At 69.1% G+C, this 12,874-nt stretch carries 11 protein-coding genes; 10 read left to right on the top strand and 1 reads right to left on the bottom strand.

The window, feature by feature from the left end:
- The first annotated feature begins 2 nt into the window (after window positions 1-2).
- From HPO96_RS03920 to HPO96_RS03900, 5 genes are all read left to right on the top strand, one after another.
- Window positions 3-233 carry a hypothetical protein gene (locus tag HPO96_RS03920; RefSeq protein ID WP_171671055.1) on the top strand — a complete coding sequence of 77 codons (231 nt, stop codon included), beginning with the start codon at window positions 3-5 and terminating at the stop codon, window positions 231-233.
- Between the two features lie 64 nt (window positions 234-297).
- The gene (locus HPO96_RS03915; RefSeq protein WP_171671054.1) at window positions 298-1,191 is read left to right on the top strand and encodes a twin-arginine translocation signal domain-containing protein; all 894 of its coding nucleotides are present in this window, start codon (window positions 298-300) and stop codon (window positions 1,189-1,191) included.
- Entirely contained in the window at window positions 1,191-2,966 is a 1,776-nt protein-coding gene (locus HPO96_RS03910) for a GMC family oxidoreductase N-terminal domain-containing protein (protein ID WP_171671052.1), read from the top strand. The genes HPO96_RS03915 and HPO96_RS03910 overlap by 1 nt, the downstream gene beginning before the upstream one ends.
- Window positions 2,967-3,063: 97 nt before the next feature.
- A complete protein-coding gene (locus HPO96_RS03905) occupies window positions 3,064-3,831 on the top strand; it encodes a phytanoyl-CoA dioxygenase family protein (RefSeq protein ID WP_171671050.1) in 768 nt (255 codons plus the stop codon).
- Complete coding sequence (locus HPO96_RS03900; protein ID WP_171671049.1) at window positions 3,828-4,808, top strand: helix-turn-helix domain-containing protein; 981 nt, start codon at window positions 3,828-3,830, stop codon at window positions 4,806-4,808. The genes HPO96_RS03905 and HPO96_RS03900 overlap by 4 nt, the downstream gene beginning before the upstream one ends.
- Here HPO96_RS03900 and HPO96_RS03895 read toward each other — a convergent pair.
- The gene (locus HPO96_RS03895) at window positions 4,805-5,221 is read right to left on the bottom strand and encodes a DUF3574 domain-containing protein (protein ID WP_171671047.1); all 417 of its coding nucleotides are present in this window, start codon (window positions 5,219-5,221) and stop codon (window positions 4,805-4,807) included. The genes HPO96_RS03900 and HPO96_RS03895 overlap by 4 nt on opposite strands.
- Before the next feature lie 234 nt (window positions 5,222-5,455).
- Here HPO96_RS03895 and leuS point away from each other — a divergent pair, with 234 nt between their 5' ends.
- From leuS to HPO96_RS03870, 5 genes are all read left to right on the top strand, one after another.
- The gene (leuS, locus tag HPO96_RS03890) at window positions 5,456-7,936 is read left to right on the top strand and encodes a leucine--tRNA ligase (protein ID WP_337796502.1); all 2,481 of its coding nucleotides are present in this window, start codon (window positions 5,456-5,458) and stop codon (window positions 7,934-7,936) included.
- Window positions 7,936-8,340, top strand: a complete 405-nt coding sequence (locus HPO96_RS03885) for a YjbQ family protein (protein WP_171671045.1) — start codon at window positions 7,936-7,938, stop codon at window positions 8,338-8,340. Before leuS ends, HPO96_RS03885 begins: the two co-directional genes overlap by 1 nt.
- Before the next feature lie 72 nt (window positions 8,341-8,412).
- Window positions 8,413-8,601: a hypothetical protein gene (locus HPO96_RS03880; protein ID WP_171671044.1), complete on the top strand. Its 189-nt coding sequence runs from the start codon at window positions 8,413-8,415 to the stop codon at window positions 8,599-8,601.
- A gap of 127 nt (window positions 8,602-8,728) precedes the next feature.
- Window positions 8,729-11,287: a helix-turn-helix domain-containing protein gene (locus HPO96_RS03875; RefSeq protein WP_171671042.1), complete on the top strand. Its 2,559-nt coding sequence runs from the start codon at window positions 8,729-8,731 to the stop codon at window positions 11,285-11,287.
- 662 nt (window positions 11,288-11,949) lie between these two features.
- Window positions 11,950-12,792, top strand: a complete 843-nt coding sequence (locus HPO96_RS03870; RefSeq protein ID WP_171671040.1) for a DegV family protein — start codon at window positions 11,950-11,952, stop codon at window positions 12,790-12,792.
- Window positions 12,793-12,874 lie beyond the last annotated feature (82 nt).

Raw genomic sequence — 12,874 nt, 5'->3', positions numbered from 1 at the left:
TCATGGCAGAGAAGAAGTCCGGAGCCTTCGACATCCGGGTCGTGATCGCGGCGCTGATCGGGATCTACGGCTTGATCCTGACCGTCCTCGGGCTGGTCGGGAAACAGGCCGAGATCGACAAGGCGGCCGGGATCAACATCAACCTGTACGGCGGGATCGGGATGCTCGTGTTCGCGGCGCTGTTCGTGCTGTGGGCGCGGCTGCGGCCGATCGCCGTCCCGGTCGAGGAGTAACCCAGGTCACATCTGCTCGTTGTGGGACCAGTAGCTCAACTGGTCCCACAACGGAGGGTGTTTCGTGGCCGAACCCCGAAATTTGTCCAGACGGGCGTTCCTCGCCCGGATCGGCGTACTGGGCGCGGCGCTGGGCGGGGGTGGGCTGCTGGCGCGCGGCCTGCTGAATCCGGCCTCGGGCGCGACCAACCCGCTGCTGCCGCCGGCGGTCGATCTGGTCCGCCCGGTGCTCGCGGCGCTGGCGCGCGACACCTTGAACGGGCTGACGACGTTCGCGTTGCCGGGGCCCGATCAGTACTCGCGGACGCAGCGCGCGACCAGCCGGACGCCGGGCGCGCTGGAGGCCGGCGCGACCGACTTCATGATCAGTGCCCTGGACAACTTCGTCCCGTTCCCCGATGCGCTCGCGCAGCCGATCAGCGCCGCCCTGGTGACGGGGCTGGCCGACTCCGGGGTCAGTCTGCCGGGCCTCGAAGTACTGCCGGCCGAGCTGCGCAGTCTGGATCAGGCATTCACGGCGCTGTTGCAGAGCGACGAGGCGATTCCGCTGTCGTTCCCGATCGCCGGCCTGCTGAACCTGATGGCGACCCAGGTGAACCCGGCCGCCGTGAACGGGCTGCACCTGTCGCCGTTCGCGCGGCTCACGTACGCCGAGAAGGCGCGCGCGTTCGAGTTGATCGAGAAGACCGACTCGGATCTGGTCGCGCTCCTCGACGTCCACTTCCCGGAGCCGCTGAAGGCCTCGGTGTCCGGGTTGCTGAAGTTCGTCGGCGGCGCGCTGATCGAGTTCGCGACCTTCGGGGCGTACAGCGAGTACGGCGTTCTGGATCGGGAGACGAAGACGCTGCGCAAGCGGCCCGTCGGCTGGACGCTGACCGGCTACCAGCCCGACGGCCCGGTAGAGGGCTGGGACGACTTCATCGGCTACTACCAAGGGCGCCAGGAGGTGCGCGACTGATGCGCGACGTGATCGTGATCGGAGCCGGCGGCGGTGGGCCGGTGGTCGCCAAGGAGCTGGCGGCGAAGGGGCTCGACGTCCTGCTGCTGGAGGCGGGGCCGCGGCACGCGAAGCCGCGCGAGGAGTGGTCGACGTTCGAGGAGGATGCGAACAACCCGCTGACCGGGTACTTCCGGCTCGGGCCGACGGATCGCTCGAAACCGGCCTGGTACCGGGAGTGGCCGCAGAACTCGTTCGTCTGGCAGCTGTCCGGCGTCGGCGGCACGACGCAGCACTTCTACGGCAACTACCCGCGCGCGTACCCGGGGGTCTTCAAGGGGTACGAAGGGGCCGACCGCAACGAGTACGACGTCGAGCACCGGTTCCCGTTCAGCTACTCGGAGATGGTGCCGTACTTCGAATGGGTCGAGGCGCTGATGCCGGTCCAGACGGCCGCGATGGGGCACAAGGAGCAGCTGTTCTTCAAGGGCGCCGAGACGATGGGGCTCCCGGTGCAGACGACCAAGACGACCCACAAGGCGTCGTACCGGCCGCAGGAGAACGCGATTCTGCAACCCGGCGGTACCGCTGGGAAGACGACGTCGTCCGATCTGCTGGTCTATCCGAAGGCGACCGGTTGCACCTTCTGCGGGTACTGCTTCCAGGGGTGCATGCGGCCGAAGGGGGCTCCGCGCAACCAGTACGCGAAACGCTCGACGGACAACAGCTATGTGCCGATGGCGTTGACGGCCGAGGTCTGGTCGCGCGGCGGCAAGCCGGCCGAGCTGATCGCGGATGCGTACGTGACGCGGGTGCACACCGAGAACCGGCACGGCGTCCTGACGGCGTCCGGGGTGACGTGGCGGGACAACGTGACCGGTGAGGAGCATCGCGAGGACGCCCGGGTCGTGGTGATGTCGGGCGGCTGCACCGAGAACCCTCGGCTGTGGTTCAACAGCGGCCTGCCGAACCCGAACGGCTGGGTCGGGCGTGGGTACACCGACCACTTCTTCGACTGGATGATCGGCTCGTTCGACGACTACACGGGGAACCCGAAGGGCGTCGGGTCGAGTGCGCGGCTCGACTACCCGCCGTACGGCGGTCTGGAGAACGTCGGCCTGCCGCCGGCGCTGAACGCCTTCGCGGGCACGTTGTCGGACAGCGGGATCCGCGGCCAGTACAAGAACGGCCGCGGTAAGACCGGCCCGTGGGACGGCCCGGCCGGGCGCGTCATGGGCCCGGAGCTGAAGGAGCTGGTTGCCGGCGGCATCGACAAGCTGATGACCGTGCTGGTGATCACGGACGACGACGTCGAGGCGCAGAACCGGGTGACGCCGTCCGCGCTGCCGGCCGACGAGAACGGGCCGATCCCGAAGGTCACCTTCAACCACCGCAAGCGGACCAAGCGGACGCTGCGCAACCGTGAGTTCATGGCGCGGAAGGCGGCCGAGCTGCTGCGCGGCGCGGGCGCCCGCAAGGTCTACCGGATCGACTGGGCGCCGCTCATCCTGCATGTCCAGTCCTCGATGCGGATGGGGTCCTCCGAGCGGAATTCGGTCCTCGACGCGACCGGTGAGACGCGGGCGGTGAAGCGGCTGTTCGTGGCGGACAACTCGGCCCTGTCGAACGGGTTGGGCGGGCCGAACCCGACCCTGACCTCCCAGGCGCTGGCGACGCGGACGGCGGAGAACATCTTCCAGACCTACTTCGGCGGCGATCCGTGGGTGCGTTCGGAGGCCCCGGTGATCTCGACGGACCCCCGGATCAGCGTGCGGCTGGGGGAGCTCGGCCTGTGATCGTGTCCGTTTGAGAAACATCGGCGTCCGGCCGGATCCTGCTGCCGGACGCCGATGTTTCCTACGCTCGAAGGACCCGAACAGGAGGAGCTTCGAGATGACGATCACCTCGGCCAGGCCCGAGCTGTCGAGCTATGCGCAGCAGTACGCGGACGAGGGCTTCGTGCTGGTGAAAGGCCTGCTCAGCAAGGAGGAGGCGGCGTACTATCGCGGCCGCAGCCACGACCTGCTGGCCCAGCTGAACCGCAAGGACGACCCGACGTGGCAGTCGGCGATGGGGCTGGCGGACGGGGCCACCCGGCTGCAGCACCTGCATGACGCGCAGTTCTACGACGCGGAGTTCGCGAAGCTGCTGGTGGACCCCCGGTTCACGGATGTGGCCGCTGCGGTGATGGGGGTGGACAACGTGCAGCTGCACCACACGAAGCTGTTCGTGAAGCCGCCGGAGAACGGATCGCCGTTCCCGCTGCACCAGGACCACCCGTTCTTCCCGCACCAGTACCACCGGGTCGGGGCGGCGATCTTCCACTTCGACGACGCCCCGGTCGAGAAGGGGTGCGTGCGGATCATCCCCGGCAGCCATCTCGACGGCCCCCGCGAGCACGACCCGGAGGGGTCGTTCCACCTCCTGGAGCCCGCCTTCGAGACCGCCACCCCACAGCCGGCCGAAGCAGGTGACGTCCTGTTCTTCACCTACCTGACCGTGCACGGTTCGGGCGTGAACGTGAGTGACGAGGCCCGCACCACCTGGTTGGTCCAGTACCGCGACCCGTCCGACCCGCCGACGGTCAAGACCCACGAGTGGTCACTCGGGCAGGGCATGATGCTGCGTGGAGTCGACCCCACGGGCAGGAGCAATGTTTGACCCTCGCGGACGTCGCTGACGCGGACCGCTTCGTCGACCTCGCCGGGCTCCTGGAGTCCTGCGAGGTCGACGGCTTCCGCGCGGACTTCCTGTCCTGGGGGCACTACCGCCCGGAGTACTGGCGCAACTACTGGCACACGCACTCGTTCCACGAAGTCTGCCTGGCCTACAGCGGCGCCGGCCGGTTCGACAACGGGTCCACGCGGTACGACGTCCGCCCGGGTTCGGTCTTCCTGGCGCGGCCCGGCGACGTCCACGAAATCGAGTCCAGCCACTCGGAGCCGTTGGGCATCGCCTTCTGGGGCTTCACCTTCAGACCTGTCGGCCTCGCCTCCGGCATCGGCCGTGAGGAAGAGCGGGGAGGGATGCCGGGCGTTGCCCACGGTGGTGCAGCTGGACGGCCTGCGGCCGGGTCCGATGAGCCCGGCTGGTGGTCCGGGCTCACCCGGCGAGACGGGCCGGTTGTCTCGGGGCGGAGCGGCGCGCTGCCTGCTCTGATCACCGCTCTCGCCGCTGAGGCCGCAGCGCCTGTCTCCGGCTACGCGACCACCCTGCGCGCCCTTGGCGCGACGCTCGTGGTTGAGACGGCTCGGGCGTTTGCGCTCGATGACGACCTCGCAGTGGAGCCAGTCCGGCGCGATCGTGGGTTGCTGGTGGTGGAGGCGATGCAGCGGCACCTGCGGGACAACCTGTCGCGGCCGATCACAGTGCGGGACGTCGCGGCCGTCGTACACCTCTCCGAACGGCATGCGGAGCGGCTGTTCACGCAGCAGACCGGTGCGTCGATCATGTCGACCCTGCGGCGGCTGCGGCTCGAGCTGGCCGCACAACTGTTACTGGACTACGGAGTGACGATCACCGAAGTAGCTCGCCACTGCGGGTACTCCGACGTCCGCCCGTTCTCCACTGCCTTCAAACGGCACTACGGCCGGACGCCGGGGGAGCACCGCCGTTCCGGCGGCACAGAGTTCGTTTAGAAGGAGACCGTCTCGCTGCTGTCGGCCCGCAGCACCGACTGCTGCTGGAACTTCTTCTCGTACAGGTCCCGGATCTCCTCGATCTTCTTGCTGCTTGCCTCGGCGCCGTCCACCGGATAGACGATGATCAGCACCTTCGACCGCTCCTTAACGATGCCCTTGCCGCCGTTCCACTGGCCCTGCCCGGACAGCACGGTCAGGCCGTCCGGGAAGCGCGGGGTGACGGTCGAGTCCACGAACTTCTGGAACTGGTAGTCCGTCACGTCCGGTCCTGGCTTGTCCGTCCCGAAGAACAGCTCGGTACGAACCCAGGTGTGGGCCGGGTCGTCGGCCTGCAGCGCTACTGCGGCTGGAGCGCCCAGTGCGGTCAGTACGAGCGCGGTGGTGGCGGCTGTCTTACCCAGGTTCCTCATGCCGGCGACGCTAATCGCGGTGCGGTGTGCAGAGGCGGCTCTCGGCGCACCTCTGCCCGGAGGCCTGGCAGGGAGTGCCCAATGGGTAGTGCCGGTGGTGCTATCGTGGGGTCCATGCGAGTGAGCCTGCTCCTTAGTTAGCCGTACTGGCACCAGTCGGTACGGCACCCCCTCCTGTGTGAGGGGTTTTTTCATTTCAGGGCTCAACACAGACACGAGCGGGAGAGTAGGACCGTGAGCGAGCAGGTGGAGGACACCCCCATCGACCGGGGTGGCTACGACTTCAACGCCATGCAGGCCAAGTGGCGTCCGGTGTGGGAGAAGCTGGACCCCTTCAAGGCGAAGGACGACGGCTCGGCCGAGCGGCGCTACGCGCTCACGATGTTCTCCTACCCCTCCGGCGACCTGCACATGGGCCACGCCGAGGTGTTCGCGCTGCACGACGTGCTGTCGCGCTACTGGTTCCAGCAGGGGTACGACGTCCTGAACCCGATCGGCTGGGACTCCTTCGGTCTGCCCGCCGAGAACGCGGCCATCAAGCGCAACGAGCACCCGGCGACGTTCACCTACGCGAACATCGAGACGCAGGCGGAGTCCATCCGGCGGTACGCGATCAGCTTCGACTGGTCCCGCCGGCTGCACACCTCCGACCCGGAGTACTACCGCTGGACGCAGTGGCTGTTCACGCGGTTCTACGAGCGCGGTCTGGCGTACCGGAAGGCGTCGTTCGTCAACTGGTGCCCGAACGACCAGACCGTACTGGCCAACGAGCAGGTCGTGCAGGGGCGCTGCGAGCGCTGCGGATTCGAGGTCACCAAGCGTGAGCTGACGCAGTGGTACTTCAAGACCACGGCGTATGCGCAGCAGCTGCTGGACGACATGGACCAGCTGCAGTGGCCCGAAGAGATCTTGCTGCAGCAGCGCAACTGGATCGGCCGGTCGGAAGGCGCGTTCGCCGACTTCCAGGTCGAGGGGCGCGACGAGCCGATCCGCGTCTTCACCACCCGGCCCGACACGCTGTTCGGCGCCACCTTCCTGGTGGTCGCCCCGGATGCCAAGCTGGCTGCCGAGCTGGTCACTCCGGACCAGCAGGCCGCGTTCGACGAGTACCTGCGCGCCGTCAAGGCGACCACCGAGATCGAGCGGCTGAGCACCGACCGGGACAAGACCGGCGTCTTCCTGGGCTCGTACGCCGTCAACCCGGTCACCGGGCAGCGGATCCCGATCTGGGCGGCTGACTACGTGCTGGCCGACTACGGCACCGGTGCGATCATGGCCGTCCCCGGCCAGGACTCCCGCGACTGGGAGTTCGCGGAGAAGTTCGGTCTGCCGATCGTGCGTACCGTCCAGCCGGAGGAAGGCTTCGACGGCAAGGCGTACACCGGCGACGGTCCGGCCATCAACAGCGCGAACGACGAGATCAGCCTGGACGGGCTGGGCGTCACCGAGGCCAAGGCCCGGATCAGCGACTGGCTGGAGAGCAAGCAGCTGGGCGAGCGGACGATCAACTACCGCCTGCGGGACTGGCTGCTGAGCCGGCAGCGCTTCTGGGGCGCGCCGATCCCGATCATCCACTGCCCGGCCTGTGGCGAGGTCCCGGTGCCGGACGACCAGCTGCCGGTGGAGCTGCCCGACCTGCGCGGCGCCGACCTGGCGCCCAAGGGCGTCTCCCCGCTGGCCGCGGCACGCGACTGGGTCGAGGTGGCCTGCCCCCGCTGTGGTGGTGCGGCCGAGCGGGACACCGACACGATGGACACGTTCGTCGACTCCTCCTGGTACTTCCTGCGCTACCTGTCGCCGGAGTACACCGACGGCCCGTTCGACCCGGCTGTGGCCGACCGGTGGATGTCCGTGTACCAGTACGTCGGCGGCAAGGAGCACGCCGTACTGCACCTGCTGTACGCACGCTTCTTCGTGAAGGCTCTGCACGACATGGGCCTGCTGCAGGCGACGGAGCCGTTCACCCGGCTGCTGAACCAGGGCCAGGTCATCAACCAGGGCAAGGCGATGAGCAAGTCGCTGGGCAACGGTGTGAACCTGGGCGACCAGCTGGACGAGTTCGGTGTGGATGCCGTCCGGCTGACCATGGTCTTCGCCGGTCCGCCGGCGGACGACATCGACTGGGCCGACATGTCCCCGGGCGGCGCGCTGAAGTTCCTGCAGCGCGCCTGGCGCCTGGCGGGCGCTGTGGAGTCCGCAGTGGGTGCGGACCCGGCGACGGGTGATGTCGAGCTGCGGAAGCTGACGCACAAGACGATCGCCGATGCGGCCGAGCTGATCGAGTCGCAGCGTTTCAACGTCATGGTCGCCAAGATCATGGAGCTGGTGAACGCGACCCGCAAGGCGATCGACTCCGGCCCCGGCGGCGCGGACGCGGCGGTGCGCGAGTCGGTCGAGACGGTGGCCGTCCTGCTGAGCCTGGTCGCGCCGTACACGGCCGAGGAGATGTGGGAGGAGCTGGGCCACGAGCCGACCGTCGCCAAGGCGGGCTGGCCGAAGGTGGACCCGGCGCTGCTGGTCCAGGACACCGTGACCTGCGTCGTCCAGATCGCCGGCAAGGTGAAGGACCGGCTGGAGGTCGCGCCGGACATCACCGACGCCGAGCTGGAGGCGCTGGCGCTGGCGTCGGACGCCGTCCAGAAGGCGCTGGACGGTCGGGGCACCCGCAAGGTGATCGTGCGGGCGCCGAAGCTGGTCAACATCGTTCCGGCCTGATGCATTCGGAGCTGGTCGACCTTCGCACCGGGTCTCGTGAGGTCGTGCTCGACCTCACGAGCCGGTGCGCGGAGTTCGCGGCCGGCCGCGGCGACGGGTTGCTGCACGTCTTCGTGCCGCACGCGACCGCCGGCGTGGCCATCCTGGAGACGGGGGCGGGTAGCGACACCGACCTGCTCGCCGTCCTCGAGGAGCTCCTGCCGCGCGACTTCGGCTGGCGGCATCGGCACGGGACGCCGGGGCACGGGCGCGATCACGTGCTGCCCGCGCTGATCCCGCCGTACGCGACCGTCCCGGTGCTGGACGGCCGGCTGATGCTGGGGACGTGGCAGTCGATCTGCTTCGTCGACACCAACGTCGACAACCCGGACCGGGAAGTCCGGTTGTCTTTCCTCGCAGGTTAACTTCTCGTGACGTGTCCCGGCGTTCGTTGTGACGTTACGTAGGCGAAACACGACTCCGCTTCAATGGTCGGCATGGCAGCCATCGACACCCTGCGTGATCACTGCGCCGAGCTCCTGATCCGGGCGACGCAGGGGATCTGCGACGGCAGCCGGCTGAACGCCGAGGCCGGCCATGCGGACGCGCGCGCCCGCCTCGACGACTGGGACAGCGTCCGCGACCTCTATCGCAGCGCCGAGGCGCCGGTCCGGGCGACCGCCTGAGCGACCTTTTGGTTGCCGTCAACAACTACCTGGTGTGACGCGGGACGCATCCCGCGCGCCGGTACGACCCGACGCGAAGCGCCCGCCCACGCTATGTTGTGTCGGGAACGTTTGGGGGTGACGGGCGGTGCCGGACGTGGATGGCCGGGCAGAGGGGCGTTTCGCCGATCTCCTGCTCGACTGGAGGGTTCAGGCAGGCCTCTCCCAGGAGGAGCTCGCCGAGCGGGCCGGTCTGAGCGTGCGGACGATCCGCGAGCTGGAGGCCGGCCGGGTAGCCCGCCCTCGGAAGGACTCCGTCCGTCTGCTCGCCGAAGGCCTCGGGCTCGGCGCCTCGGACGCAGAGGCGTTTCTGGCCGCGGCCGGGCACGGTGCTGCGCCCCGGCCCGTGGTGTCGGTAGCCGACCCGGCTCCGACCGGGCTGCGCTGGCGGGGCACGCGACCGATTCCGGACGGTCTGGTCGGCCGTGAGCAGGAGCTGCTGGAGATCGAGGGGCTACTGCGGCAGAACCGGCTGGTGACGCTGGTCGGCCCCGGTGGGGTCGGTAAGACCGAGCTGGCGCTCGCTGCGGCCGACCGGTTCTCCGGTGTGGACACCACGGTCGTGGTCGTCGATCTGACCACGGTGCAGCGCGACGCCGCCGTACCGTCGGCCATTCTGGATGCTTTTGGGACTGCGCCGGGGACATCTGATCTGGACACCGTTCTGTCCGGGCGGCAGCCGGGCGATCTGGTGATCGTCGAGGACAACGCCGAGCATGTGCTCGACGGGGTGGCGACGGTGGCGAACCGGATGGTGCGGAGCTTCCCGGGCATCGGCGTACTGGTGACGTCGCGGATCCCGTTGGGGCTGCCGGATGAGGTGGTCCGGCGGGTGCAGGTGCTCGGCGTACCGGCCAACGATCGCGACTTCGCGGAGATCGCACGCAGCCCCGCGGTGGAGATGTTCTGCCGGCGGGTGGCGCGAGTGCGGCCGGACTTCAAGCTGACTCCGGAGAATGCGACGACGGTCGCGCGGCTGTGCCGCCGGCTTGACGGGTTGCCGCTGGCGCTGGAGCTGGCGGCGGCGCGTGCTGGGTCGCTGTCGGTCGACACGATACTGGCCGCGCTGGATGATCGTTTCCGGCTGCTCTCGGGGCCGCGGCGGTTCGGTGCGCCGCATCAGCGCACTCTGGCCGACACCATCGCTTGGAGCGTCGATGCGCTCTCCGACGCGGCGCGGCAGTTGCTGTACCGGGCGTCGGTGCTCGGGTCGCCGTTCACGCTGGATGCGGTGGTTGGGGTGTGCACGGGCTCCCCGATCGATGCGGCCGTCGTACCGATGTTGCTCGCGGAGCTGGTCGAGAAGTCGCTGCTGCAGCCGGTGCACGAGTTCGAGGCGCTGTACGGCGCTCGGTACAAGATGCTGGAGACGATCCGGGAGCACGCGTACGCCGGGCTGTCCTCGCAGGGCGACGACCTGAGCGAGTTCCAGGACCGGGCCGTCGAGTGGTGTACGACGTACGTCGCCGGGCTCGAAGGTGCGTGGTCCTCGCCGGACCGGGAGCGCCGCTACCGAGCCGCCAACGCCAACTCGGCGATCTTCGAGGTCGCGCTGGAGCGGGCTGCGGCGCTCGGGCAGTGGGATGTCGCGGCGCGGATCGTGCTCGGTTTCCGGATCGCCTGGCAGTACCAGGCGAGTGTTGCCGAGAGCGGCATCCGGTGGGCGACGGTTTGCGCGGACAACGTCACCGACAAGGAGCTCGGCGGCATGCTGCGGGCCATTGCCGGCCGTCTGTCGAACCTGACCGGTGACGTGCGCAGTGCACGGCGGCACTACGAGGAGGCCCGGCAGCTGATCCCGGGCGAGTCCGAGATGGGGCTCGTGGCACGGGGCGGTTGGGTGTCATCCGGGTCGCACTTGCTCGATACCCAGAGCCTGGCGGAGATTCCGACGCTGGTGGCCGACGCACGTAAGCACGGCGACTTCCAGCGCTCTGCGACCGTGCAAGCCATCTGTGGGCTGGCGCTGCTGCGCTGGGGCCGCCTGCCGGAGGCCAAGGAGCTGCTGCTCGCCTGGGAGGCCGCGCTGGTCAATCCGGGCGTCTACCCGGACGAGATCGCCTACATGGCGCTCAGCCGGGTCGAGCTCGAGCTGGGCAACCTGCCCGCGGCGCGGCGCTGGGCCGAGCTGGCCCGCGACAACCAGGCCTCCGACGACCCCGAGCGCACGAAGGTGGCCGGTTCGCTCGCCATGGTCGAGTACCACGAGGGCCGGTACGACGAAGCGCGCCGGCTGCTCGACGTGGCCGACGCCGACATCCGCGGCCACCGCGGCTACTTCGACTACCTGGTCGTCCTCTACCGCAGCCGCCTGGCTCGGGATTCCGGAGACGTCGAGCAGGCGCGGATCGGGATCCGCGACGCCACGAGCCGCTTGCTGGCCGAGGGGCGCGTCGTTTACCTGCTGCAGGTCCTGCCGGAGGCTGTGGCGGTTCTGCACGCCCTGGGCCGTTCCGAGGCCGGGGACGCGCTCTGCGGGCAGCTGCTGTCCTGGCAGCGCACGATGGATCCGCCGATGCTCCCGACTGCCTGGGAGGTCCTCCAGGAGTCCTGTCATCGCGCCACCGCGGCGCCCGGCTGGCCACTGGCCGACCCGGCGGCCGCCGTACAGCAGCTCGCCAACGACGTGCTTGCTGCCCTTTCGTGACGCTGAACCGCTAAAGCTGCCGGGCAACTGCCGGTTGTTCTGCCTCGTCCGGACATGCCGTCCCGAACGAGGATTACAGCCGTAGGACAGGTTCCACGCAGCAGAGACCGACAACCGGGCAGCACAGGGCAGTGAAAGGGCGGGTGATCCGTGTGAGGCCACGGACGAACGCTGCATTGCCGTCGAGCCCGGTCAAGGCGACGCGGAGGGCATCCGGCGGCCGGACGGTGGGGGCGCCGACCGGCTGTCGAGAGCTCCGGAGTGCTGCGACGTGCGGATCTGTCCTGCCTGAACCGGTTGCCGTGCACCGTCAGGGCACCGCACCCGGGGCGAGGTCCCAGCAATGGACCAGGCACACGACACAGGGGACGAGTGCCGGTCCAGCTGACGCACACTGGCGGTGGGTCTGGTCACCCGCCGACAGGTCAGCCGCTGGGGCCTCCCGGAACCTCGACGGGCTCGCGGTCGAACCGGTTCGCACGCCGAACCGGCACGGGGAGTAGCCCGGCGAGGCACGGACGTGGCTGACAACCAGGGGGAGTCAGCACAGCCAGTGAGGTGAAGGCCCCGGAGGGGTGGCCTTCGCCTCACCGGCGTCCGGGGGCCGCATTTCTTGCCGCCGAGATCGCGCGTGTTCGTAAACTCTCCGGTAACCTCGCTGCATGTCAGCCCGCGTGCATGTCGTCACCGACTCCACGGCCGGCCTGTCCACCCACGAGGTGCTCCGGCACCCGCTGACCGTCGTCCCGCTCCAGGTCGTCATCGGCGGCACGTCGTACGACGACGGCGCCACCTCCGCCGACGCGGTCGCCGAGGCGCTCCGCACCTTCACCCCCGTCTCCACCAGCCGCCCGGCCCCCCAGACCTTCGCCGACACCTACGCCGCCTGCGCCGCCGCCGGCGCCGAGTCGATCGTCTCGATCCACCTCTCCGGCGACATGTCCGGCACCTTCGAAGCCGCCATGATCGGCGCCAAGGAGTCGCCGATCCCGGTCCGCGTCGTCGACTCCCGGTCCCTCGGCATGGGCCTCGGCTTCCCCGTCCTCGCCGCCGCAGCCGCCGCCTCCGCCGGCCAGGACCAAGCCGCCGTCGAAGCCGCCGCCCGCGCCCGCATGAACACCATCTCCGCCTACTTCTACGTAGACACCCTCGAATACCTCCGCCGCGGCGGCCGCATCGGCGCCGCCCAAGCCCTCCTAGGCACCGCCCTGGCCGTAAAACCCCTACTCACCATCAGCGGCGGCCGCATAGTCCCCCTGGAAAAAGTCCGAACCTCCTCCCGAGCCATAGCCCGCCTGGCCGATATAGCAGTCCAAAAAGCCGGCACCACCCCCGTCCAACTAGCCGTCCACCACCTGGCCGCCCCCGAAAAAGCCCAATCCCTGGCCGACGCCCTGACCCCCCGCCTGAACCTCACCACCGAAGTAGTCCTCCGCGAAGTAGGCGCCGTAATAGGCGCCCACGTAGGCCCCGGCCTCCTGGCCCTGGTAACCTCCCCGACCTGATTCGCAGGTTTTCCACAGGGTTGAGGTTCTCAAGGAAAAGCAGGCAGAAACTCGTACGTTCTCTGGCGACACCTTCCGTCCG

The organism is Kribbella sandramycini (genome assembly GCF_013131805.1).
Taxonomy (GTDB): Bacteria; Actinomycetota; Actinomycetes; order Propionibacteriales; family Kribbellaceae; genus Kribbella; species Kribbella sandramycini.
The sequence above is the reverse complement of the archived record's forward strand: the minus strand, read 5'-3'. Positions and strand labels throughout refer to the sequence as shown.